Below are 21,837 nucleotides of genomic sequence, written 5' to 3' on the forward strand. Positions count from 1 at the left end.
AGGATGTCGCAGGGTGAAACGTGCTGCGGCCGCACATGAAACCGTCGCTGAGCGGGGAGGCTCGCCGCCGGAGGCGTGATCGCCGAGAATCGGAGCCAACCGCGCAAGACGCGACTGTTCTTCCGCCTTTCCTGGACCTGTGATGCCGGCTCTGCTGCAGCGACTCTCCCGCCCCGTCACCGCGCCGATCCGACGCTGGGTACTGGACGCCTTCCCGCGCGGCCAGAGCGGCATCGATTACGACCATCCGCAGGGCGACCCGGGCTGGTTCGGCCCGGACAGCGTCACCTGGCGGCTGCACGCCGAATTCCCCTCGATGCTCGCCGGTGGCCTGTGCGCGCTGATGCTGCAGACACTGCACCCACGCGCGCTGGCCGGGGTCTATGACCACTCCAATTTCCGCCAGGACCTGGTGGGTCGGCTGCGCCGCACCACGGCCTTCGTTGCCGGCACCAGCTATGCGCCCAGCGGCGAGGTGGAGGCGCTGGTGGCCAAGGTGCGCCGCATCCATGCGCAGATCCGCGGGCAGACCGCGCAGGGCGAGCCCTACGCCGCCGACGATCCGCAACTGCTGACCTGGGTGCACGTGACCGAAGCCTTCGGTTTCCTGCAGGGTTTCCGACGCTACGGGCGCGAGGTGCCGGCGCACATCGCCGATCGCTATTACGACGAGTACCGTTGCGTGGCCGAGGCACTGGGCGCGGTGGATGTGCCGCGCAGCGAAGCGGAAGTGGCGGCGTACTTCTGTGCACGTCAGCCGGAGCTGCGTGTGGATGAGCGCTCGCGCGAGGTGCTGGAGGTGCTGTCCGGCGTGCGCCTGCCGGTACCGGTGCCGGGGCTGTCGCGCGAGGTGTTCCTCGGTGCGGGCGCGGCGCTGCTGCCGGACTGGGCCGAAGGCATGCTTGAACGCAGTGGCCGCCAGCGCGCGCAGGCGGCGGCGTCTGCGAAGCTGATGCAGGGCATGGCGCCGCTGTTCCGCCGCGCACTGCCCGATGGCCTGGCCAGTCGCGCCTGTGCACGCATGGGCGCTCCGGTGGAGATCCTGCGCGAGTGGCCCGCGGTTGCCTGGTAGGTGCCAAACTTGGTTGGCACGCCTTTCACGCGGTGCCGCGGAAGCGCCAACCAAGGTTGGCAGCTACCCGCAAGTGAAACGGGCGCCTTGCGGCGCCCGTTCCGGTTACATCACCACACCTTGACCCGCTTGTCCGGGGCCAGGTACAGCTTCTGGCCTTCCTTCACCTCGAACGCCGGGTACCAGGCGTCGATGTTGCGCACGGTCAGTGCGCGGAACTGGCCCGGTGCATGCACATCGGTCAGCAGCGAGTTGCGCAGCGCCTGCTCGCGGCTCTTGCTGCGCCAGGCCTGGGCGAAGCCGAGGAAGAAGCGCTGGTCCGGGGTGAAGCCTTCCAGGGTCTGGCCCGGCTTGCCCTGCAGCGACAGCTGGTAGGCGTCGTAGGCGGTGCCCAGGCCGGCCACGTCGGCGATGTTCTCGCCCAGGGTCAGCTTGCCGTTCACATGCACGCCCGGGAACGGCTCGTAGCTGCTGAACTGCGCGGCCAGCGCATCACCGGCGGCGTTGAACTGCTTCAGGTCCTCGGCGGTCCACCAGTTGTGCAGCTTGCCGGTTTCATCGAACAGCGCACCGGCGTTGTCGAAGCCATGGCTGATCTCGTGGCCGATCACCGCGCCAATCGCACCGTAGTTCACCGCGTCGTCGGCGGCGCCGTCGAAGAACGGCGGCTGCAGGATCGCCGCCGGGAACACCAGGCGGTTTTCCAGCGGTACGTTCATCGCATTGATGGTCTGCGGCAGCATCGCCCACTCGCTGTGGTCGACCGGCTTGCCCAGCTTGGCGATGTTGCGCTGGTACTCGAACAGCTCGGCGCGCTGCGCGTTGCCCAGCGGGTCATCACGGCGGATCTCAAGGCCAGTGTAGTCGCGCCACTTCTCCGGATACCCCATGCCCACGGTCAGGCCGGTAACCTTGGCCTTGGCATGTGCCTTGGTCTGCGGCGACATCCACGACAGCGCGTCGATGCGCTTGGCGAACGCGGCGATGATGTTCTTCGCCATCTCGTCCGCGCGCTCCTTGGTCTTGGCGTCGAAGTGCTTCTCGACATAGCGCTTGCCGATGGCTTCGCCGACGGCATGGTTGGCATCATCCACGGCGCGCTTCCAGCGGTCGCTCTGCTGCGGCGTGCCGCTCAGCGCGGTGCCGTGGAAGGCGAAGCGGGCATCGGCGAATTTCTTCGGCAGGTAGGCGGCGGCACGGTCCAGCGCGTGGAAGGCCAGGTAGTCCTTCCACACCTCCAGTGGCTCGGTGGCGACCAGCCTGGACAGGCCGGCCACGGCCTTGGGCTGCCAGACGATGAAGTCCTGCTGGTTGCCCAGCGCGGCCGCATCGAGGAACGCGCTCCAGTCCATGCCCGGCGCCTTGGCATTGAAGTCGGCCTGGGTCCAGGGGTTGGCGCCCTTGGTCACATCATTGGTTTCTTCCTGGGTGGCATGCGCCTGCGCGATCTTCGTTTCCAGCGCCAGGATGCGCTGCGCCTTGCCAGCCGGGTCGGCCACACCGGCCAGCTGCAGCATCTGCGCGATGTAGGCCTGGTACTGCTTGCGCAGCTCGGCCATGCGGCCATCGCCCAGGTAGAAGTCACGGTCGGGCATGCCCAGCCCGCCCTGCACCAGGTACGGCGCGGTGCGGTCCGGTTGCAGCATGTCCACCGAGACCCACAGGCCGAACAGGCGGTCGGTGTAGAAGTTGGTGGCGTTGAGCAGGTCGACGTCGGCGCGCAGGTCGCCGCCGAGGGCGCGGGCCAGCCCGGCCTTGTCGGCGATCGCATCGATGGCCTTCAGCTGCGGCTGCACCGGCGCCAGACCACGCTGCTCGATGCCAGCCTCGTCCATGTAGGCGGCGTAGTAATCGCCGATCAGCTTGTCGTCACCGCTGGCCTTGGTGTTGCCGGCGGCACCTTCGAGAATGGCGCGGGTGTCGGCCAGGGTCTTCTCGGCAATGACGTTGAAGCTGCCGAAGCGCGAGCGGTCGGCCGGAATCTCGGTGTTCTTCACCCAGGTGCCATTGGCGAAGCCGAAGAAGTCGTCGCCGGCGGCGATGCTGCGGTCCATGCCGCTGGCATCGAAGCCGAAACTGCCCAGCATCGGCTTGGCCGCAGCGGGGGCGGCATCGGCCGGCGCGGTGGCACCGGCGGCCGGTTCGGCCGGGCGGTCACAGGCGGCCAGGGACAGGCTGGCAACGATGGCCAGCGCCAGGGTGGGACGGCGCAGCTTGGACATGGACTTCTCTTGCAGCGGAAAACCCCAAGTCTAATCCGCTCCGGCGCCACTGGCCGCGTCCTTGCGCCGCCCGTCCTGTGCAGGATCTGGCTGAACGCGCAGACGCGATCTTCACGCCGTCACCGGGGTGGTGCATGCTGGACCCTGGAGCCCTGCGTGGACACGGGGGAGGTGGCCATGCAGGGTGGGGTCAGGCGTCAAGAATGGCGTCCGCCGGCCGTTGAGGTCGGGGACGTGGAGGATTCGTTCGCGCATGAAGCCAGCCGACTGCACAAGGAAGATCAACCGATGCCCGCGCTGAAACGGGCGTTGGCACGGCCGCTGCGCGCCATCACCTGGGGCGGTGTGCTGCTGGGCGTTCTGCTGGTGACCGGCCTGACCCTCATGCTGGTCAATGACTACCACCGCCGCCTGGAAGCGGCGCAGCGGCAGAGCCGCGCGCTGGCGGTGGGCAGCGAGCGCCTGCTGGCGCTGGAGCTGCGCAACCTGGAACGCGCCCTGTCCGGCATCGCCGCCGACGCCGCCGAGGTGTTCCGCAGTGTGCCGGTACAGGCGCCGGCCTTGATGGATGCCTCCATCGGCGGCGTGCTGCGCCGGCATGCCGAGCTGCACAGCATCGTCGTGCTCGACAGCCATGGCCGACCGCTGACGGCCGGCACGGGCGACCTGCAGCTGCCGCTGTGGACCGATCCGCAGCGCCGTGGCCTGGGCAGCGCGCTGTACATCGGCCCGCCGCAGCGGGCCAGCGATGGCGGCTGGGTGGTGCCGCTGGCGCTGGCGATGGCCGACGGGCGCTGGCTGCTGGCGCGGCTGCGCTGTGGCGAACTGCAACGCATCGTCGGCGGCCTCGATGTCGGCCCCAAGGGACTGGTCTCGATCAGCGATGCCGAGGGTTACATGCTGGCCCGCGTGCCTGATCCGCACGGCACGGTGGGCCGCCGCTACGACCTGCCGCGCCGTGACCTGCTCGGCACGCAGGCGGTGGTCGAGCTGGGAAGCGTGCCGGGCGTGGTCGACGGCGTACCGCGCATCATCACCATCAGCACGCTGGAACACAGCCCGCTGGCGGTGCAGGTCGGCCTGGCCGACGAAGACGTACTGGCGCCGTGGTGGCCGTACCTGCAGGCGTCGGTGGCGATCGTACTGGCTTACATCGCGGTGTTGCTGGTGCTGCTGTACGCCGTGCGGCGCAGCACCCGCAGCCAGCAGGCCATGGCCGAGGAGCTGAAAACAGGCCACGCCGAGCTGCGTCTTGCGCACCAGGTTGGTCGTGTCTGTACCTGGTACGTGGATGAGGACGCCGCACTGCTGCGCTGGTCGCCGCTGGCGCGCGAGATCTTTGGCGTGCAGACCGATGCGCTGCCGGTGGCCGATTTCTTCGCACGCGTGCACCGCGACGATGCCGCGCGCCTGCAGCATGCCTTTGACCAGGCATTCGCCGGCAGCGCCGTGCTCGACCAGGTGTTCCGCCTGGTATTGCCCGGGGGCGAGGTGCGCTGGGTGGGCGCACGTGGGCAGCGGGTGGAAGTGGCCGACAGCGAGCGGCGCATGATCGGCGCGCTGACCGACCTGAGTGAGCGTTACCAGGCGCGCGAGCAGGTGAGCGAGGTCGAGCGCCGCTTCCGGCTGCTGTTCGACCGCAATCCTGCACCGTTCTGGGTATTCGACCCGGATACGCTGCGCTTCATCGAGGTCAACGACGCTGCGGTGCGCCAGTACGGCTACAGCCGCGACGAGTTTCTGTCGATGAGCATCCTCGACATCCGCCCGCGCGAAGGCTGGGACGAAGTGCGTGGTGCCATCCAGCGCGCACAGGTGGGCGATCCTCCGGACGCGACCGTCCGCCTGCACCGGCGCAAGGACGGTAGTGTGTTCGAGGTGCGCGCACACCTGTCCAGGCTCGATTTCGACGGACAACCCGCGTGCCTCGTGCTGGCCGAGGATGTCAGCGAACGGCTGGCCTACGAGCGTGACCTGGCCTATCGGGCACGGCACAACCCGGCCACTGGCCTGCTCAACGTGCGCGCCCTGACCGAACAGCTGGACGAGCAGCAGCAGGGCTACACCATCGCCTTCGTGCAGTTGCGTGGCCTGCAGCTTGTGGCCGATACGCTGGGCCGTGAGATCGGCGATGCGGTGCTGCAGTCGATGGCGACCCGGCTCGGTGGACTGGGGGCGCGTTGCGGCACGCTGGCATTCCAGCCGGCGGAAGACTTCGTGTTCGCGATCGGGGCCGAGCACGATACCCAGCGCGTGCTGGATGACCTGCTGCAGATCGTGTCAGCGCCGATGCGTGGCAAGGATTCACTGCACCAGTTCGAACCGCGCATCGGTGTGGCCGTGCACACTGCCGGTGACGGCCACAGCGCCGAGCAGGTGATCGGCATGGCCGCGCAGGCCGCGCACGCGGCGCGTGCCGAGGGCAACGTGGTGGTCTGGTTCGATGCGGCAGTGACCACGCGGCTGGCCGACCGCCTGCGCCTGGCCGGGCGCATCCATGCCGCCATCGACAACGAGTTCCAGCTGTACTTCCAGCCGATCCGGCACGCCAGCGATGGCAGCCCGGCCGCGCTGGAGGCCCTGCTGCGCTGGCCGCAGGCCGATGGCAGCTTCATCCCGCCCAACGAGTTCATCCAGCTGTGCGAGGACACCGGGTTGATCCTGGCACTGGGCCGCTGGGTGATCCGCGCCGCGGCGAAGGCACAGCGGCGGTTGGTCGAGGCCGGTTGGGGCGAGCTGCCGATTGCAGTCAACGTGTCGGCAGTGCAGTTCTTCAACAGCGACCTGGTGGCCGAATTCACCCGCGTCCAGCAGGAGTTCGGACTGGCCCGCGGCGCACTGCACGTGGAGCTGACCGAGAGCAGCCTGATGCGCAAGCCGGCGCAGGCGATGCAGACCATGCAGCGCCTGCACGAGCAGGGCATCAGCGTGTCGCTGGACGATTTCGGCACCGGCTATTCCAGCATGTCCTACCTGCAGCACCTGCCGCTGGACATCCTGAAAATCGATCGCAGTTTCGTGGCGGACGTGGAAACCAATCCGCGCAACGCTTCGATCTGCCGCGCATTGCTGTCGCTCGGCCACAGCATGGGCCTGACCATCATCGCCGAGGGCGTTGAAACGCCGGGGCAGCTGGACTGGTTGGCTGCGCATGGCTGCGACCAGGTGCAGGGCTACCTGCTGGGGCGGCCGGCGCCGCTGGAGCGGATCATCGACGCGCTGGATGAAGTCCCTGCCTGATCGGGGCTTCGTACTTGCCGGCCAGCGGCCGGCACTACCCGACTGAAGCATGACGGTAGTGCCGGCCGCTGGCCGGCAGGCACCCGACTCGGCTACACCCCGGCCTCCACCAGGTGGTCGATGAAACTGCGCACCTTCGGCGCCAGGTGGCTGCGGCTGGCATACACCACGAAGATGCCGATCGGCGAGGCCTCCCATTCCGGTAGCACGCGTACCAGGCGGCCATCGGCCAGCGCGTGTTCCAGCAGGAAGTCGGGTTGCAGGATCACACCCATGCCGGCGATCGCCGCTTCGCGCAGCACGTCGCCGTTGTTGGCGTGCAGCAGGCTGTTCACCGCCACCTTCACTTCACCGCCGGGTCCCTGCAGCGGCCAGTGGTCGCCAGCGGCCCAGTAGCTGTAGCTCAGGCATGCGTGATCCTGCAGGTCCTGCGGCGTCTGTGGGGTACCGCGTGCAGCCAGGTAGGCCGGCGCCGCGCACAGGCTCACCCGCGATTCGCCCAGCTGGCGCGCGATCAGCGCCGGGCTCGGCTCGCGGGTGATGCGGATGGCCACGTCGTAGCCTTCCTCGACCATGTCCACCAGGCGGTCGGACAGGGCCAGGTCCAGTTCCACCTGCGGGAAGCGCTCGCGGTAGCTGGCCAGCAACGGGCCAAGGCGGGCGATGCCCCAGCTGACCGGTGCGTTGATGCGCAGCGTGCCCGAGGGTTCCAGCGCCTGCGCGCCGATGCTGGCCTCCAGCGCGTCGAACTCGGCCAGCAGGCGCACGCACTGGGCGTAATAGGCGGCGCCGGTGCTGGTGGGGCTGACCCGCCGCGTGGTGCGGTGGAGCAGGCGGGTGGACAGGCGCTTTTCCAGTGCCGCGACCTGGCGGGTGACGCCGGCGGTCGACATGCCCAGGGCCTGTGCCGCGGCACTGAAGCCGTTGCGCTCGACCACCGCTACGAACACGCGCATCGCCTCGAGGGTGTCCATTGTTGCGCCTTATGAAATAAATACCGTCAGACGATCGTATTTATCGGCTCGTGAAGTAGCAATAACCTGTATCCACTCCCTTCAAGGTGCTTCCCATGCACACCGCCCCCCCTCCCGTTTCGCCGCTGGCCCCTTACGGCGCCACCCTGCTGCGCCTGGCCCTGGGCGTGCTGTTCCTGGTCCATGCGCTGATCAAGCTGCTGGTGTTCACCCCGGCGGGCACGGCGGCATTCTTCGAATCGTTGGGCCTGCCCGGCGTGCTGGGTTACCTCACCATCGGCGCCGAGCTGGTGATCACCACTGCGCTGCTGCTGGGCATCTACGCGCGCTGGGTCGGCCTGGCCGGCGTGCCGCTGCTGCTGGGCACCATCGTCACCGTGCACGGCGCCAACGGCTTCGGTTTCGCCAATGCCGGCGGCGGCTGGGAATACCCGGCGTTCTGGGCACTGGCGCTGGTGGTGCTGTTCCTGGTCGGCGACGGCAAGTGGACCCTGCGTTCGCGCTGATCGCCGCCTGATCCTGCAACTGGAGCATTCCATGTCCCGCCTGCCTTCGTTGTACATCTCCCACGGCTCGCCGATGACCGCCCTGCATCCGGGCCAGGTCGGCGTGCGCCTGGCCGAGCTGGCGCGCGACCTGCCGACGCCGGGCGCCATCGTGATGGCCTCGGCGCACTGGCTGGGTCGGCAGCCGCTGGTCGGCGCGCATCCGCAGCCGCCGACGATCCATGACTTCGGCGGCTTCCCGCGCGCGCTGTTCGAACTGCAGTACCCGGCGCCCGGCGATCCGGCGCTGGCCGAAGAAGTGGCCCGCCGCATCGCCGCTGCCGGCCTGCCGGTGGCGCTCGACCCTCAGCGTGGCCTCGACCATGGCGCGTGGGTGCCGCTGCGGCTGCTGCGCCCGCAAGCCGACATCCCCGTGGTGCCGCTGTCGATCCAGCCGCTGCTCGGCCCCGGGCACCAGTTCGCGCTGGGCCGCGCGCTGGCGCCACTGCGTGAGCAGGGCGTGCTGCTGGTCGGCTCGGGCAGCATCACCCACAACCTGCACGACTGGGGCGACTACCAGGACGGCAAGGAAGCGCCGTACGTGCGGCCCTTCATCGAGTGGGTCGAGCAGCGCCTGGCCGCCGATGATCGCCAGGCCCTGTTCGACTACCGCCTGCAGGCACCGTTCGCCGAACGCGCGCACCCGACCGACGAGCACCTGCTGCCGCTGTTCTTCGCGATGGGCGCAGCCGGCGAGGACGGCTTCGGTGCACGCCGCATCGATGCCGGCATCGATGCCGGCTTCCTCGCCATGGACCTGTACCGCTTCGACGGGGCATGAGCCGGGGCTGACGCGCGACCGCCCCGGCCGTCGCGCTCATGGCCGCATGTGGTAGTTTTTTCCGGGTTTCCGGCGCTGGCCTTCGAGCCTCCCCGCGCGCCGCTTCCTGGAAGAAGCATGCATACCATTGAAGTCGTCCTGGCGATGCTGGTGGCCGTTGTCGCCAGCGGCTACCTGGTTCGCGTCCTCCCGTTCTCGTTGCCGCTGCCGCTGGTGCAGATCGGCCTGGGCGCGGTCATCGCCGGGGTGTTCAACCGCGGCCACGCGCTGGAGCCGGAAGTGTTCTTCCTGCTGTTCCTGCCGCCGCTGCTGTTCCTTGATGGCTGGCGCATCCCCAAGCAGGGCCTGTTCCGCGACAAGGGCGCGATCCTCGAACTGGCGTTTGGCCTGGTGGTGTTCACCGTGATCGGTGCCGGCCTGCTGATCCACTGGATGATTCCAGTGATGCCATTGGCGGTGTGCTTCGCGCTGGCGGCCATCGTCTCGCCGACCGACCCGGTGGCGGTCGGAGCGATCGCCTCCAAGGCACCGATTCCCAAGCGACTGATGCACATCCTGGAAGGCGAGTCGCTGCTCAACGATGCGTCCGGCCTGGTCTGCTTCCGTTTCGCGGTGGCGGCGGTGATGACCGGCTCCTTCTCGCTGGCCACGGCCTCGCTGACCTTCCTGTGGGTGGCGGTGGCCGGCCTTGCCGTGGGCGTGGCGGTCACCCTGGGCGTATCCACGTTCCAGCGCTGGTTGTGGCGCCGCTTCGGCGAGGAACCGGGTGCGGCGATGCTGGTCAACCTGCTGATCCCGTTCGCGGCCTATCTGCTGGCCGAAGAAATCCATGCCTCGGGCATCCTCGCCGCCGTGGCGGCCGGTATCGCGATGAGCTACGTGGAGCTGACCGGCCGTGTCTCCGGCAGCATGCGCGTGCAGCGTGCGGGGGTCTGGAACATGCTGCAGTTCAGCTTCAACGGCATCATGTTCGTGCTGCTGGGCGAGCAGCTGCCGGGCATCGTCGAACGCGCCACCACCACCATGAACGAGTCCGGCCACCAGAGTGCATGGTGGCTGCTGGTGTACGTGGTGGTGATCAACCTGGCGCTGATCCTGTTGCGCCTGCTGTGGGTATGGTTGTCGCTGCGCTGGAACCTGCTGCGTGCACGCCGCCGAGGCCTGGAACGCGGCGAGGCACCGAACTGGCGCATCGTGGTGGCGACCTCGGTGGCCGGCGTCCGCGGCGCGATCACCCTGGCCGGCGTGCTGACCCTGCCGTTGTTCCTGCCTGATGGCAGCGCGTTCCCGGCGCGCGACCTGGTGATCTTCCTGGCCGCGGCGGTGATCCTGTTCTCGCTGGTCGGCGCCAGCGTGGCGCTGCCGCAGCTGCTGAAGGGCCTGCAGCTGCCGGCCGATTCGGGCGAGCGCAAGGAAGAGGACCTGGCACGCCGGCTGTCGTCCAAGGCTGCGCTGGCCGGGGTCGAGCGCATGCGCCAGCAGCTGGTGATGAACCAGAACACCGAGAACGTGCAGCTGTACAACGACGCTGCCTCGCGGGTGAGCCTGCTGTACCAGCGGCACCTGGAGAAGGACAACGACGGGCCCGACGTGGACCCGGAGAAAGTGCGGCGCATGGAGCTGGGTTACCGCCAGCTGCGCAGCGCCGGCCTCAATGCCGAGCGCGAGGAGCTGTTCCGGTTGACCCGGCGCGGGGTGATCTCCGATGAGATCTCGCGGCGCCTGATCCGCAACCTGGACCTGCTGGAATCGCGCAAGCGCGAGTGACTCGGCGGCCATGCGCCGTCGAGCGGGGTCAGATCCCTTTCCGCAGGAAAGGGATCTGACCCCGGGTCGGAACAGCCGGTTATTCCGGCTTCTGGTCCAGGAAATACACCTCGACCTTGCCCTTGACCTTGATCGTCATCGGGTTGCCGCGGCGGTCGCGGGCCTTGCCGGCCTGCACGCGGATCCAGCCTTCGCTGACCGAGTATTCCTCGACGTTGTCGCGCTCGACGTCGTTGAAACGCACGCCGACGCCGCGCTCCAGCGCCTGTGCATCATGGAAGGGGCTGGCCGGATTGATCGCCAGGTGGTCGGGAGGGGTATCGCTCATCGCTTCATTCACAGTGACGGCCACCAAGGCCGGCTTCAGCGGCACAGGATAAACCGTAGAATGCCGGCCTGCCCCAGAGGACGTTCCGCCATGCCCGACAACAGCGACTATTTCGACTTCGAGGAAGACATCCACGACTTCGACGAGGATGGATTCGAGGCGCGGGTCTGGAACCTGCTGGTGCTGATCAACCCGGGCGACGAAGAGTTGGCCCTGCAGCAGTTCAACCGCTGGCGCGAGCACCTGTCCGAGGACGGGCAGCCGCTGGAAGCGGACAGCGACTGGTTGCCGGCGCTGTTCACCGCCATCGCCTGGCAGTCCGGTTTCGAGGTGGAGCGCGACGACCTGGAATCGCTGCAGTCGGCGGTCAACGAGCTGTCGGCGCGCTTCAACCTGCAGCTGGACTGGGGCGGCGACCTGGATGACGAGGACTTCGCCGAGGACCTGGACGGTGTGCAGCTGATGTCCACCGCCTTCGACCGCCTGCGCGAGCACAACTACACGCTGTGGAGCGTGGATACCGGCAGCGACGGCTTCACCGGCGTGATGGCGCTGACCCGTGACGACGACGCGATGCTGGCGCTGTGCTCGCTGCTGAACGTGGAGATCCGACTGGGCAGCGACCCGTTCTGAACGGGCCGGCAGCGCTGCGCATGTAGAGCCGAGCCCGCGCTCGGCTGCAGTCCGCGTAGAGCAGCCGAGCATGGGCTCGGCTCTACAGGAGGCAAACGGCAGCGCGCCTACGGCCGGTACTGCGCCCTGGCGTTGGCAATCACCGCTTTGACCAGGTCACGATCGGTGTGCCGGGAAATCGCCCGCGCGCCAAGCGCGATCGCCTGCGTACGCAGCTCGGCCGTGACATCGTAGTGGGCACCGCTGGCCTTGTTCTGGAAGGCCCGCGGTGGGATGCCGAGCTGCGCCGCCATCGCGTGCAGCTCGGCCAGGGTGTCGGCCATCAGGTGCGCCCAGCGCTGTCCGCGCCAGGGATGCACCGCGTCATCGACGTAGACCGTCACCGCCGCGGCCGGTTCAGGCCTGCGGCTTGCTGTCGCTGTCAGCGGCCGGGCTGGCCTCGGCGTCGGCAGCAGCTTCAACCACATCGCCTTCGGCGGCCTCAGTGGCTTCTTCGCCTTCTTCGGCTTCCACGGTCTCGAACTCGGACACCAGCTTGTCCAGGTACTCGTCAGCGGTCTGGCCGGATTCGGCGGCCAGGGTGTCCAGCAGCTTCTGCAGCAGCTCGGAATACTCCAGGTTGACCTTGCGGCCTTCCTTTTCCTGCACGTTGGACAGGTGCTTGAGCATGGCCAGCATCGGCACCGGGTTCTCGGCGTTGCCCATGGTCTGACCACCGATGGCCAGCAGCCATTCGCGGCCCTGCAGGCCGATGGCGGCGACCACCTGGCCGTCTTCGTTGGTCAGCACGGCATGGTTCTGCACCTGCTGCTGGGCATTCAGGCGCAGGAACGGGCGCTTGGCCTGCTGCTTCTTGCGCTTGTCGCGCTTGGCCTTGGAGTTCTGGGACATGGGGTGGGGTCACCTGGAAACGGAAAGACCGCCATTGTAGCGGCCGCACGCAGGTGGGGTCAGATCCCTTTCCAGGGGAAAGGGATCTGACCCCGGTTCAGTGCGCCTCACCCTGCGCGGCCTGCACGTCAGGGTCGGCGGTCGGCGCCGACAGCCCCACCTGCGGGCCGGCACCGGCCAAGGCGGCAGCTTCGGCGGCCTGGGTCATCACCACGATGCTGATGCGGCGGTTGATCGGGTTCTGCGGGTCGGCCTTGTCGAACAGCACCGATGAAGACAGACCGACCACGCGGGTGATCTTGTTGTCCTCCAGGCCGCCGTCCACCAGCGCGCGGCGGGCGGCATTGGCACGATCGGCGCTCAGTTCCCAGTTGCCGTAGCCACGTGCAGCCGAATAGGCGGTGATGTCGGTGTGGCCGGTCAGGCTGATCCGGTTCGGCACGTGGTTCAGGTAGTTGGCCAGCTCGTGCAGGATCTGCTGCGTGTACGGTTTCAGCGTGGCGCTGCCGAGGTCGAACATCGGCCGGTTCTGCTTGTCCACGATCTGGATGCGCAGGCCCTCCGGGGTCAGGTCCAGCAGCAGCTGGTCCTTGAACGGCTCCAGGGCCTGGCTCCTGCTGATCGCTTCCTGCAGCTCCTTCATCAGTGCTTCCAGCTGCTGCTTGTCGCGCTGCTGCTGGTCCACCGGCTGCGGTACCGCTTCCTTCTGGTTCTGGAAGGGGTCGTTGCTGTTGCCACGCGAAATGTCGGTGGCACCGCCCAGCTTGATCATCGAGGTGCTGGCGCCGCCCGGGCCGGCCATGCCGGGCGCCGGCGTGGCGCTCTGACCGCTCAACGGGCTGGGGTTGCGGAAGTACTCGGAAATGGCCGCACGGTCGTTCTTGTTGGTGGTGGCCATCAGCCACAGCACCAGGAAGAACGCCATCATCGCGGTCACGAAGTCGGCATAGGCCACCTTCCACGAACCACCATGATGGGCGGCGTGGCCGGCCTTCTTGACCCGGCGGACGATGACGGTGGGCTTGGTCTCGGCCATGGCTTACTTGACCGTCTTCAGGTGCTGCTCGAAATCGGAGAAGGCCGGGCGCACGTTCGACGGCAGCGTCTTGCGGGCGAACTCCAGCGCGATCTTCGGGTTGTAACCGCGCAGGCAGGCCAGCAGGGCGGTCTTGACCGATTCGTAGATGCGGCTGTCCTGCTCGGCGCGGGCCTCCATCGCGGCGGCCATCGGGCCGACGAAGCCGTAGCCCAGCAGGATGCCCAGGAACGTACCGACCAGCGCGCCGGCCACGTGGCCACCGACCTCGACGATGTCGCCACCGATCGAACCCATGGTGATGACGATGCCCAGCACCGCGGCGACGATGCCGAAACCGGGCAGCCCGTCGGCGACCTTGGTCAGCACCTGTGAGGGTGCCATGGCCTCGGCGTGGTGCTTTTCCAGCTCCAGTTCCAGCAGCGGTTCCAGCTCATGCGGCTCGATGTTGCTGCCGATCATCAGGCGCAGGCAGTCGGTGATGAAATCGATCAGGTGGTGGTCGGCCTGCACCTTGGGGTAGTTGCCGAACAGCGCGCTTTCGGCCGGGCGCTCGACATGGTCTTCCAACGCCATGAAGCCTTCGCGGCGGGCCTTGTTGAGCAGTTCATAGAGCAGGCTGAGCACATCGATGTAGTCCTGCTGCTTGTAGCGCGGGCCCTTGAACACACCCACCATGGCCTGCAGGGTCTGCTTGACCGTCTTGGCCGGGGTACCGACCAGGAAGGCGCCGAGCGCGGCGCCGCCGATGATGACCAGCTCATAGGGCTGCCAGAGGGCACCCAGGCGGCCGTGGGCACCGAGGTAGCCCCCGATCACGCTGATGATGACGACCAGGAATCCAACGATGATGAGCATGGGGCGACGCAAGGAGAGGGGATATCTCCTTGTCGGCCCGTCGCCCGGTTTTCTGAAGAGGGAATTCTGTGAAATCGGTCAGCGGGGTGTTTCAGCCCGCCACGCCGCTTTCTGCGCCGCCACGCTGCAACGGATCGGGCCAGGGCTCGCCATTGCCGGTGAACGAAAGTGAGACGGAGTTCAGGCAGTGGCGCTCGTAGGTGGGCGGCGGACCATCCGGGAACACGTGGCCCAAGTGGCTGCCGCAGCGCGCGCAGGTGATCTCGGTGCGCACCATGCCGTGGCTGGTATCACGGATCTCGCGCACGTGCGCCGGGTCGAACGGGGCAAAGAAGCTGGGCCAGCCGGTGCCGGAATCGAACTTGGTGCTGGAGCGGAACAGTGGCAGCGCGCACAGCCTGCAGCAGTAGACGCCCTCGCGCTTGTTGTCGAGGAACACGCCGCAGAACGGCGCCTCGGTGCCGTGCTGCAGCAGCACGCGGCGCTCCTCGCTGCTGAGGCCAGCGATCAGCGCCTCGGTCTGGGTGGCAGTGGGGGGCGTCAGGTCGAAGGCGGTCATGGCGGCGCTCCGTGGGGTCGATGGCCTGGGGATGGCGGAAAACGTGGGGGTGAAGACGCGACCTTGCAAGTGTGATGGCCGTTCATGGGCGGCACACAGGGGCGGGCGCAAGGTGAACGCGATCCACGCCGGAGCGTGCCATGAAACCAATCCTTCCCCTGCTGCTGGCCCTGTTGCCCATCGTCGCGCTGGCGCAGGTGCCGACCGCCGACCCGACTGCGACCCGCAGCGCGACCACCGTGACGCCGCAGCCCGTGGCACCACCGCCACAGGCCGCTCGCCCGCAACCGCAGGTGCTGCCGTCGCCGCAGCCGGCGCAGCCGATCAGATCCACCGGTCCGGCCCGGGTCGCGCCGACGCCGGTGCCGAAGCCGGCCGACAAGGTCTATGACCGCAATGGCCGCATCGTTCCGGGCGTGCGCCCGGCCGGCCCGAACCGCGTGTTCGATTCGCGCACCGGCCGCTATTACGACAGCGTGCCGGCCGGCGATGGGCAGCAGATCAAGCGCTGAGTCCTGGTGCCACCAAGGTTGGCTGCTGGCTGACGCTGAGCGGGCTGAACGCACGAAAACAGCATCCAGCCGATCACTGCTTTTTCGCCTGCGATTAACCGTTGCGGGACCACCGTGGCCCTGCGCCGGCATTCCGCCGCCGCATGTCCTTCGTCCACTGGATCGCGACCATGAAAAACCAGCAGAACCGTCATCCCGGCAAGGAACCGCAGGGCCGCAACCCGCAGCAGCAACAGCAACAGCAACAGATGGAGCCGCAGCCGCCGCACAAGGGCGGCAAGCAGCAGGAACAGCGCACGCAGAAGCATCCGCAGCAGCGCTGACTGTCGCCATGACCGGGGTCAGAGCCCGCTGCGCGGGATCCGACCCCTTGCCAGATGCCGACCGGGGTCGGATCCCGCGCAGCGGGCTCTGACCCCAACCGGTTCCCAGCTTCAATCCGGAATCGGCAGGCTCAGCGTCTCCTTCACCTCTTCCATCACGATGTAGCTCTTCGACTCACGTACATGCGGCAGTGTCAGCAACGTGCTGCCGAGCAGCTTGCGGTAGGAAGCCATTTCACTGATCCGTGCTTTCAGCAGGTAATCGAAGTCGCCCGACACCAGGTGGCACTCCAGCACGTTGGGCAGCTTCAGCGCGGCGCGCCGGAACTCCTCGAAGATGTCGCCGGACTTGTAGGCCAGGCTTATCTCCACGAACACCAGCAGGCTGGCCTTCACCGCGGCCGGGTCGAGGTGGGCGTGATAGCCAGTGATTACCCCTTCGCGTTCCAGGCGGCGTACCCGCTCGGTGCACGGGGTGGTCGACAGGCCGACCCGCTCGCCCAGCTCGGTGAAGGAGATGCGGCCTTCGGCCTGCAGGATGCGCAGGATCTTGCGGTCGATCTTGTCCAGTTCGCGGGTACGGGTGGCCATGGCCGTCAACCTTGGGGAATGAATTGCAGGAGAACATCCTGCCGGTTGATTTCAATTCAGGCAAATCAACTGGTATTGGCTGTCTATACTTCCCCAATTATGGCCCCGGCACGCTCCAGTGCAGGGAATGATCGGGTTGGAGAAGTCCCATGCGAGTCCTAGTTCTCGGCAGCGGCGTGATCGGCACTACCAGTGCCTGGTACCTGCGACAGGCCGGGTTTGAAGTCACGGTCATCGACCGCCAGCCCGGCCCAGCGCTGGAGACCAGCTTCGCCAATGCCGGCCAGCTGTCGTTCGGCTACACCTCGCCGTGGGCGGCGCCGGGCGTGCCGAAGAAGGCGATCGGCTGGCTGTTCGAGAAACACGCGCCGCTGGCGATCAAGCCGGGCATGGACCTGGCCCAGTACCGCTGGCTGTGGCAGATGCTGCGCAACTGTACCCACGAGCGTTATGCGATCAACAAGGCGCGCATGGTGCGCATGTCCGAGTACAGCCGCGACTGCCTGAACGAGCTGCGCGCGCAGATCGGCATCGAATTCGAAGGCCGCGACCTGGGCACCACCCAGTTGTTCCGCACCCAGCAGCAGCTGGATGCCTCGGCGCAGGACATCGAGATCCTGGCCCAGTACGGCGTGCCGTACGAGGTGCTGGACCGGGCCGGCATCATCCAGGCCGAACCGGCCCTGGCCCACGTCGATGGCCTGGTCGGCGCGCTGCGCCTGCCGCGTGACCAGACCGGCGACTGCCAACTGTTCACCCGCCGCCTGGCGCAGATGTGCGTGGATGCCGGCGTTGAATTCCGCTTCGACCAGGACATCACCGGCCTGGAGTTCGATGGCGACCGCATCACCGGCGTGCGCATCGACGGCAAGCTGGAAACCGCCGACCGCTTCGTGGTTGCGCTCGGCAGCTACTCACCGGCGCTGGTCGCACCGCTGGGCATGCGCCTGCCGGTGTACCCGCTGAAGGGTTACTCGCTGACCCTGCCGATCACCGACCCGGCGATGGCGCCGACCTCGACCATCCTCGATGAGAGCTACAAGGTGGCGGTGACCCGCTTCGACGACCGCATCCGTGTCGGCGGCATGGCCGAGGTGGCCGGCTTCGACCTGTCGCTGTCGCAGCGCCGACGCGAGACCCTGGAACTGGTGGTCCGTGACCTCTACCCGAAGGGCGGTGACCTGTCGCGCGCGCAGTTCTGGACCGGCCTGCGCCCGGCTACGCCGGACGGTACGCCGGTGATCGGCGCCACGCCGTTCCGCAACCTGTACCTCAACACCGGCCACGGCACGCTGGGCTGGACCATGGCCTGCGGCTCGGGCCGCTACCTGGCCGACCTGATGAGCGCGCGACAGCCGCAGATCAGCACCGAAGGCCTGGATATTTTCCGCTACGGCCAGTACGGTCACGCGCCGCAACACGAGAACCGCACATGCGTCCTGCCCGCGCGCTGATCGATCTGGGCGCCCTGCGCAGCAACTACCGCCTCGCCCGTGAACTGGGCGGGGGCAAGGCGCTGGCGATCATCAAGGCCGATGCCTATGGGCATGGCGCGGTGCGCTGTGCGCAGGCGCTGGAAGGCGAGGCCGATGGTTTCGGCGTGGCCACCATCGAAGAGGCACTGGAGCTGCGCCAGGCCGGCATCCGTGCGCCGATCCTGCTGCTGGAAGGCATCTTCGAGCCCAGCGACATGGCGCTGGTGGCCGAGCATGACTTCTGGTTCGCCGTCGGTTCGCCGTGGCAAGTGGAGGCACTGGCGGCGTTCGACAGCCCGCGCCCGTTGACGGTGTGGCTGAAGCTGGACAGCGGCATGCACCGCCTCGGCCTGGACGTGGACAGCTTCCGCGCGGCGCATGCACGCCTGTCGGCGCTGCCGCAGGTCGAGCGCATCGTGCTGATGACCCACCTGGCACGTGCCGACGAACTGGACAGCGAGCGCACCCGCGAGCAGGCCGCCACCTTCGCGCGCGCCATCGACGGCCTGCACGGCGAGACCAGCGTGTGCAATTCGCCGGCGCTGCTGGGCTGGCCGGAGGTGCGCAGCGATTGGGTGCGGCCCGGCCTGATGCTGTACGGCGCCAACCCGCTGCCGGACAGCACCGCGCTGACCGCGCGCCTGCGCCCGGTGATGACGATGCAGTCCAAGGTGATCGCCGAGCGCTGGATCGAAGCCGGTGAACCGGTGGGATATGGCGCACGCTTCGTGGCCAAGGCACGCACCCGCGTAGGCGTGGTCGCGCTTGGCTATGCCGACGGTTACCCGCAGTTCGCCCCGAACGGCACCCCGGTGCTGATCGACGGGCAGCCCGGCGGCCTGATCGGGCGCGTGTCGATGGACATGTTGACGGTGGACCTGACCGCGCATCCGCAGGCCGGCATCGGCAGCGTGGTGGAGCTGTGGGGTTGCGCGCCGACGCTGTCGGAGCTTGCGCCGCGCTGTGGCGTGAGTGCCTACCAGCTGCCGTGCGCGGTCAAGCGTGTGGCGAAGGTGTACGTGTAGAGCCGAGCCCACGCTCGGCGCCTTGAATGCGTGTCGACCAAGGTCGACACCTACCGATGGGCTTTACGCGTAGCGGTCGCCCGGTACGGGGCGCCGGGCGCGACTCTGGTAGCGGCCGACCTTGGTCGGCGCCCTGTAATGCGTGTCGATCAAGGTCGACACCTGCCGATGGGCCTACGGCCTACCGTGCTGCGGTGGCCTGCGCTGTCAGCTGCCGCTTCACCCAGTCGTCGATCAGGCGCTTCTCGTAGCGCAGTGGATCGCTGTCGCTCTTCAGGCCGATGTTGTGCAGGTAGCCGGTATCGCTCAGGCGCGCGTCGCCCTCGCTGACGATGCGGCCGCTGGCGTCCTTCAGCGTGTACTGCAGGCTGATCCGCGGTGGGTAGATGTCGCGCATGATCCGGATGTCGCGGCCGCGCGGGCCGTGCCACGGCTCGTAGTCACCGGCGCGCTTGATGTCGACCAGGGTCACATCAAGCGTCTGTCCCGGTTGCAGCGGTTTGGCGGCAGCGGTCTGCAGGTAGCGTGCCAGCTGCTGCACCCAGTCGCCACGCTCGGCCTCGAAGCGGTTGGTACTCTGGCGGATCTCGGTGAATTTGGCCGGATCGTCCCACTTCACGCTGACCGGGCCATCGGCCTGCAATGCGCGGGGAGCTTCCGGGTCGGTCACGGTGCGCGGTGCCGCACTGGCGCCGCCCGCCGCCAGGGCGCCTGCCAACAGGGCAATCGCGAGTGAGCGTTTCATCACGGTCTCCTGCGTCCCCTCGATGGGGGCGATGTTGATCACAGATCGAGTGTGATCCTGCTTCCCGGTATCGGCAATGGCCGCATGCGTCGTCTGCAAGAGCGGTTGCCGCCAATTCATCGACGTCAACCATGACTGACGGCGCTTGACGCTGTGAATACGCCCTTTGGAAGATGCTGTGCCTCCAACCTGGCCTGCACAGACACCCTTGTCCACACTGCCGCCCCTTGTGGAGCGCCCACCGATGACGGTGCCGGCGCCCGAACCCGACCTGCATCATGGCGTGCTTGAGCGCATCAACGCCGGTTTCTGCGTGATCCAGGTGCTGTTCGAGGGTGATCGTGCGGTCGACTACCGCTTCATCGAGGTCAACGATGCCTTCGAGCGCCACACAGGGCTGAAGGATGCGCGTGGAAAGCGCATGACGGCGCTGGAGCCCGGCCATGAGCAGGACTGGTTCCGCATCTATGGCGAGGTCGCACGCAGCGGCCGCCCGGCCCAGTTCGAGATGGAGGCGCGTGCGCTGGGCCGCTCGTTCGCGGTGGATGCGGTGCGCGTGGGCCGGCCGGGCGAGGACAAGGTCGGCATCCTGTTCTTCGACATCACCGCACGCAAGCAGATGGAAGTGGAGCTGGGCGAAAGCGAAGCCCGCTTCAGTGCGCTGGCCGACGGCCTGCCGATGCCGGTGTGGGTCTTGGACGAGCGCGGCCATGCCCGTTTCGTCAACAGTGCCTTCAGCGAGTTCTTCGGCGGTGACGAGACGCGCGTGCCGGAGGACGTCTGGCGCGGCCTGGTGCATCCGGACGACGCATCGGTCTTCGAGTACGAACTGCAGGAAGCATTGAAGGCGCAGCGCTCCATGCATGCGCTGGTGCGCGCACGCCGTGCCGATGGCCAGTGGCGCTGGCTGGAGATGAACGCCCGCCCGCGCTTCTCGCGCATGGGCCGCTTCATCGGCCTGGCCGGCAGCAGCCCGGACGTGACCGAACGCCGCGAGATCGAGCTGGCCCGCGAGGAACTGCTGCAGTCCGAGCGTGCCGCGCGCAGTGCTGCGGAAAACATGGCGCGGCTGAAGGATGAATTCCTGGCCACGCTGTCGCATGAGCTGCGTACGCCGTTGACTACCATCCTCGGCTGGAGCGAATTGCTTCTGCAGCGAGTGGACAACACCAGTCCGCTGTACAAGGGCCTGAACGTGATCGCCAACAGCGCCGGTGCGCAGAAGCGGCTGATCTCGGACATGCTCGACCTCAGCAGCATGCTGCTGGGCAAGGTGCAGCTGGAGGTGGAAGTGCTGGACCTGTGCGCGGTGCTGGGTGAGGCGATCGGCGCGCAGGAACTGGTGGCCGAAGGCAAGGCGCTGGACGTGCACCTGCAGCTGCCCACGCAACCCAGCCTGGTGCTGGGCGACGCCACGCGCCTGCAGCAGGTGTTCTGGAACCTGCTCTCGAACGCGATCAAGTTCACCCCGGCTGAAGGCCGCATCGACCTGCAGCTGCGGGCTGACGGCAACTACTGGGAGATCACCGTGCGTGACAGCGGTGATGGCATCGCACCCGAATTCCTCAATCATCTGTTCAGCCGCTTCCGCCAGGCCGACGGCACCACCACCCGCCGCCATGGCGGCCTGGGCCTGGGCCTTGCGATCGTGCAGCAGCTGGTGGAACTGCATGGTGGCACGGTCACTGCGGCCAGCGAGGGCCACGGCCACGGCGCGACCTTCACCGTGCGCCTGCCCCAGCATGTTCCCGATGCCGAACGGCGGCCGCTGCGCGAAGTGATCAGCGGGCCGATCCTGGAGCCGGTGATCGTCGAGCCGTATCCGCTGCGCGGCATGCATGTGCTGGCGGTGGAAGACCAGCCGGAAGTGCTGGAGTACTTGCGGCGCATGCTGGAAGAGCAGGGCGCCAGCGTGTCTGCGGCCAGTTCGGCCGGCGAAGCGCTGGCACTGCTGGCCGACACCGGCCACCTGCAATACCACGTGCTGCTGACCGACATCGGCATGCCGGGCATGGATGGCTATGGGCTGGTGCGCACCTTGCGCGAGGACATGGGCGTGGACGCGGCGGCCTTGCCTGCGGTGGCGGTGACTGCACTGGCGCGTGCCGACGACCGTCGCCGCGCGCTGGCCTCGGGCTTCCAGGAGCATGTGGCCAAGCCGTACTCGGTAGCGCAGCTGGTGGCTGCCGTGCGCAAGGTGCAGGTGCCGCGCGCGGACAGCGCGCTGCACTGAACATTCACGGCCGATAGGCGACCCTGC

21 protein-coding genes are annotated in these 21,837 nt (G+C 67.8%); 11 read left to right on the plus strand and 10 right to left on the minus strand.

Features of this window, described 5'->3' with window-relative positions:
* Positions 1-142: 142 nt before the first annotated feature.
* Positions 143-1,072, plus strand: a complete 930-nt coding sequence (locus ACS0OT_RS02090; protein ID WP_005415105.1) for an oxygenase MpaB family protein — start codon at positions 143-145, stop codon at positions 1,070-1,072.
* A gap of 110 nt (positions 1,073-1,182) precedes the next feature.
* Here the strand turns inward: ACS0OT_RS02090 and ACS0OT_RS02095 are convergent, their stop codons facing one another.
* Complete coding sequence (locus tag ACS0OT_RS02095) at positions 1,183-3,294, minus strand: M13 family metallopeptidase (protein WP_188239204.1); 2,112 nt, start codon at positions 3,292-3,294, stop codon at positions 1,183-1,185.
* A 177-nt stretch (positions 3,295-3,471) separates the two neighbouring features.
* Between ACS0OT_RS02095 and ACS0OT_RS02100 the strand changes: the two genes are divergently transcribed.
* Positions 3,472-6,534 (plus strand): bifunctional diguanylate cyclase/phosphodiesterase, encoded by a 3,063-nt coding sequence (locus ACS0OT_RS02100; protein WP_442256406.1) that lies wholly within the window; start codon positions 3,472-3,474, stop codon positions 6,532-6,534.
* Positions 6,535-6,626: 92 nt separating this feature from the next.
* Here ACS0OT_RS02100 and ACS0OT_RS02105 read toward each other — a convergent pair whose 3' ends face one another.
* Positions 6,627-7,508 carry a LysR family transcriptional regulator gene (locus ACS0OT_RS02105; protein WP_164093520.1) on the minus strand — a complete coding sequence of 294 codons (882 nt, stop codon included), beginning with the start codon at positions 7,506-7,508 and terminating at the stop codon, positions 6,627-6,629.
* Between the two features lie 95 nt (positions 7,509-7,603).
* On the opposite strand from ACS0OT_RS02105, the gene ACS0OT_RS02110 reads away from it, so the two are divergent.
* The 3 genes from ACS0OT_RS02110 (at position 7,604) to ACS0OT_RS02120 (ending at position 10,601) form a co-directional block, all read left to right on the plus strand.
* The gene (locus ACS0OT_RS02110; protein WP_065196179.1) at positions 7,604-8,014 is read left to right on the plus strand and encodes a DoxX family protein; all 411 of its coding nucleotides are present in this window, start codon (positions 7,604-7,606) and stop codon (positions 8,012-8,014) included.
* 31 nt (positions 8,015-8,045) lie between these two features.
* Positions 8,046-8,834 (plus strand): dioxygenase family protein, encoded by a 789-nt coding sequence (locus tag ACS0OT_RS02115; protein ID WP_442256024.1) that lies wholly within the window; start codon positions 8,046-8,048, stop codon positions 8,832-8,834.
* 117 nt (positions 8,835-8,951) lie between these two features.
* Positions 8,952-10,601, plus strand: coding sequence for a Na+/H+ antiporter (locus tag ACS0OT_RS02120; protein ID WP_005415111.1), 1,650 nt, complete (start codon positions 8,952-8,954; stop codon positions 10,599-10,601).
* Between the two features lie 79 nt (positions 10,602-10,680).
* Here ACS0OT_RS02120 and ACS0OT_RS02125 read toward each other — a convergent pair whose 3' ends face one another.
* Complete coding sequence (locus ACS0OT_RS02125) at positions 10,681-10,929, minus strand: DUF3297 family protein (protein ID WP_005415112.1); 249 nt, start codon at positions 10,927-10,929, stop codon at positions 10,681-10,683.
* Positions 10,930-11,019: 90 nt separating this feature from the next.
* Between ACS0OT_RS02125 and ACS0OT_RS02130 the strand changes: the two genes are divergently transcribed.
* Entirely contained in the window at positions 11,020-11,562 is a 543-nt protein-coding gene (locus ACS0OT_RS02130; protein ID WP_053498070.1) for a DUF6630 family protein, read from the plus strand.
* A 107-nt stretch (positions 11,563-11,669) separates the two neighbouring features.
* Here ACS0OT_RS02130 and ACS0OT_RS02135 read toward each other — a convergent pair whose 3' ends face one another.
* The 5 genes from ACS0OT_RS02135 to msrB form a co-directional block, all read right to left on the minus strand.
* Positions 11,670-11,945, minus strand: coding sequence for a DUF4031 domain-containing protein (locus ACS0OT_RS02135; protein ID WP_005415114.1), 276 nt, complete (start codon positions 11,943-11,945; stop codon positions 11,670-11,672).
* Between the two features lie 13 nt (positions 11,946-11,958).
* A complete protein-coding gene (locus ACS0OT_RS02140; RefSeq protein ID WP_005415115.1) occupies positions 11,959-12,453 on the minus strand; it encodes a hypothetical protein in 495 nt (164 codons plus the stop codon).
* A 97-nt stretch (positions 12,454-12,550) separates the two neighbouring features.
* Positions 12,551-13,489, minus strand: a complete 939-nt coding sequence (gene motB / locus ACS0OT_RS02145) for a flagellar motor protein MotB (protein ID WP_065186684.1) — start codon at positions 13,487-13,489, stop codon at positions 12,551-12,553.
* A gap of 3 nt (positions 13,490-13,492) precedes the next feature.
* Entirely contained in the window at positions 13,493-14,347 is an 855-nt protein-coding gene (gene motA, locus ACS0OT_RS02150; RefSeq protein WP_005407915.1) for a flagellar motor stator protein MotA, read from the minus strand.
* A 91-nt stretch (positions 14,348-14,438) separates the two neighbouring features.
* The gene (gene msrB / locus ACS0OT_RS02155) at positions 14,439-14,906 is read right to left on the minus strand and encodes a peptide-methionine (R)-S-oxide reductase MsrB (protein ID WP_005415117.1); all 468 of its coding nucleotides are present in this window, start codon (positions 14,904-14,906) and stop codon (positions 14,439-14,441) included.
* A gap of 140 nt (positions 14,907-15,046) precedes the next feature.
* Between msrB and ACS0OT_RS02160 the strand changes: the two genes are divergently transcribed.
* A complete protein-coding gene (locus ACS0OT_RS02160; RefSeq protein WP_065179272.1) occupies positions 15,047-15,418 on the plus strand; it encodes a classical arabinogalactan protein 4 in 372 nt (123 codons plus the stop codon).
* Between the two features lie 143 nt (positions 15,419-15,561).
* Complete coding sequence (locus tag ACS0OT_RS02165; RefSeq protein WP_065186685.1) at positions 15,562-15,741, plus strand: lana protein; 180 nt, start codon at positions 15,562-15,564, stop codon at positions 15,739-15,741.
* Between the two features lie 111 nt (positions 15,742-15,852).
* Here ACS0OT_RS02165 and ACS0OT_RS02170 read toward each other — a convergent pair whose 3' ends face one another.
* Complete coding sequence (locus ACS0OT_RS02170; RefSeq protein ID WP_005407919.1) at positions 15,853-16,332, minus strand: winged helix-turn-helix transcriptional regulator; 480 nt, start codon at positions 16,330-16,332, stop codon at positions 15,853-15,855.
* Positions 16,333-16,481: 149 nt separating this feature from the next.
* On the opposite strand from ACS0OT_RS02170, the gene ACS0OT_RS02175 reads away from it, so the two are divergent.
* Together ACS0OT_RS02175 and alr are read left to right on the plus strand one after the other, a co-directional pair.
* The gene (locus ACS0OT_RS02175; RefSeq protein ID WP_005415120.1) at positions 16,482-17,786 is read left to right on the plus strand and encodes a D-amino acid dehydrogenase; all 1,305 of its coding nucleotides are present in this window, start codon (positions 16,482-16,484) and stop codon (positions 17,784-17,786) included.
* Complete coding sequence (gene alr / locus ACS0OT_RS02180; protein ID WP_053498060.1) at positions 17,765-18,832, plus strand: alanine racemase; 1,068 nt, start codon at positions 17,765-17,767, stop codon at positions 18,830-18,832. The genes ACS0OT_RS02175 and alr overlap by 22 nt, the downstream gene beginning before the upstream one ends.
* A 181-nt stretch (positions 18,833-19,013) precedes the next feature.
* On the opposite strand, the gene ACS0OT_RS02185 is transcribed toward alr, so the two are convergent.
* The gene (locus ACS0OT_RS02185) at positions 19,014-19,577 is read right to left on the minus strand and encodes a DUF3016 domain-containing protein (RefSeq protein ID WP_049412742.1); all 564 of its coding nucleotides are present in this window, start codon (positions 19,575-19,577) and stop codon (positions 19,014-19,016) included.
* A gap of 244 nt (positions 19,578-19,821) precedes the next feature.
* Here ACS0OT_RS02185 and ACS0OT_RS02190 point away from each other — a divergent pair, with 244 nt between their 5' ends.
* Entirely contained in the window at positions 19,822-21,810 is a 1,989-nt protein-coding gene (locus tag ACS0OT_RS02190) for a hybrid sensor histidine kinase/response regulator (protein ID WP_065186687.1), read from the plus strand.
* Positions 21,811-21,837 lie beyond the last annotated feature (27 nt).

Source organism: Stenotrophomonas maltophilia group sp. RY12688 (genome assembly GCF_052149045.1).
Classification (GTDB): Bacteria; Pseudomonadota; Gammaproteobacteria; order Xanthomonadales; family Xanthomonadaceae; genus Stenotrophomonas; species Stenotrophomonas sepilia.

What these genes read in the sequence shown, in the direction of transcription:
- ACS0OT_RS02090 (WP_005415105.1), top strand. Translation starts at nt 143, where the DNA reads ATGCCGGCTCTGCTGCAGCGACTCTCCCGCCCCGTCACCGCGCCGATC.
- ACS0OT_RS02095 (WP_188239204.1), bottom strand. Translation starts at nt 3,294, where the DNA reads ATGTCCAAGCTGCGCCGTCCCACCCTGGCGCTGGCCATCGTTGCCAGC.
- ACS0OT_RS02100 (WP_442256406.1), top strand. Translation starts at nt 3,472, where the DNA reads ATGCAGGGTGGGGTCAGGCGTCAAGAATGGCGTCCGCCGGCCGTTGAG.
- ACS0OT_RS02105 (WP_164093520.1), bottom strand. Translation starts at nt 7,508, where the DNA reads ATGGACACCCTCGAGGCGATGCGCGTGTTCGTAGCGGTGGTCGAGCGC.
- ACS0OT_RS02110 (WP_065196179.1), top strand. Translation starts at nt 7,604, where the DNA reads ATGCACACCGCCCCCCCTCCCGTTTCGCCGCTGGCCCCTTACGGCGCC.
- ACS0OT_RS02115 (WP_442256024.1), top strand. Translation starts at nt 8,046, where the DNA reads ATGTCCCGCCTGCCTTCGTTGTACATCTCCCACGGCTCGCCGATGACC.
- ACS0OT_RS02120 (WP_005415111.1), top strand. Translation starts at nt 8,952, where the DNA reads ATGCATACCATTGAAGTCGTCCTGGCGATGCTGGTGGCCGTTGTCGCC.
- ACS0OT_RS02125 (WP_005415112.1), bottom strand. Translation starts at nt 10,929, where the DNA reads ATGAGCGATACCCCTCCCGACCACCTGGCGATCAATCCGGCCAGCCCC.
- ACS0OT_RS02130 (WP_053498070.1), top strand. Translation starts at nt 11,020, where the DNA reads ATGCCCGACAACAGCGACTATTTCGACTTCGAGGAAGACATCCACGAC.
- ACS0OT_RS02140 (WP_005415115.1), bottom strand. Translation starts at nt 12,453, where the DNA reads ATGTCCCAGAACTCCAAGGCCAAGCGCGACAAGCGCAAGAAGCAGCAG.
- motB (WP_065186684.1), bottom strand. Translation starts at nt 13,489, where the DNA reads ATGGCCGAGACCAAGCCCACCGTCATCGTCCGCCGGGTCAAGAAGGCC.
- motA (WP_005407915.1), bottom strand. Translation starts at nt 14,347, where the DNA reads ATGCTCATCATCGTTGGATTCCTGGTCGTCATCATCAGCGTGATCGGG.
- msrB (WP_005415117.1), bottom strand. Translation starts at nt 14,906, where the DNA reads ATGACCGCCTTCGACCTGACGCCCCCCACTGCCACCCAGACCGAGGCG.
- ACS0OT_RS02160 (WP_065179272.1), top strand. Translation starts at nt 15,047, where the DNA reads ATGAAACCAATCCTTCCCCTGCTGCTGGCCCTGTTGCCCATCGTCGCG.
- ACS0OT_RS02165 (WP_065186685.1), top strand. Translation starts at nt 15,562, where the DNA reads ATGTCCTTCGTCCACTGGATCGCGACCATGAAAAACCAGCAGAACCGT.
- ACS0OT_RS02170 (WP_005407919.1), bottom strand. Translation starts at nt 16,332, where the DNA reads ATGGCCACCCGTACCCGCGAACTGGACAAGATCGACCGCAAGATCCTG.
- ACS0OT_RS02175 (WP_005415120.1), top strand. Translation starts at nt 16,482, where the DNA reads ATGCGAGTCCTAGTTCTCGGCAGCGGCGTGATCGGCACTACCAGTGCC.
- alr (WP_053498060.1), top strand. Translation starts at nt 17,765, where the DNA reads ATGCGTCCTGCCCGCGCGCTGATCGATCTGGGCGCCCTGCGCAGCAAC.
- ACS0OT_RS02185 (WP_049412742.1), bottom strand. Translation starts at nt 19,577, where the DNA reads ATGAAACGCTCACTCGCGATTGCCCTGTTGGCAGGCGCCCTGGCGGCG.
- ACS0OT_RS02190 (WP_065186687.1), top strand. Translation starts at nt 19,822, where the DNA reads ATGACGGTGCCGGCGCCCGAACCCGACCTGCATCATGGCGTGCTTGAG.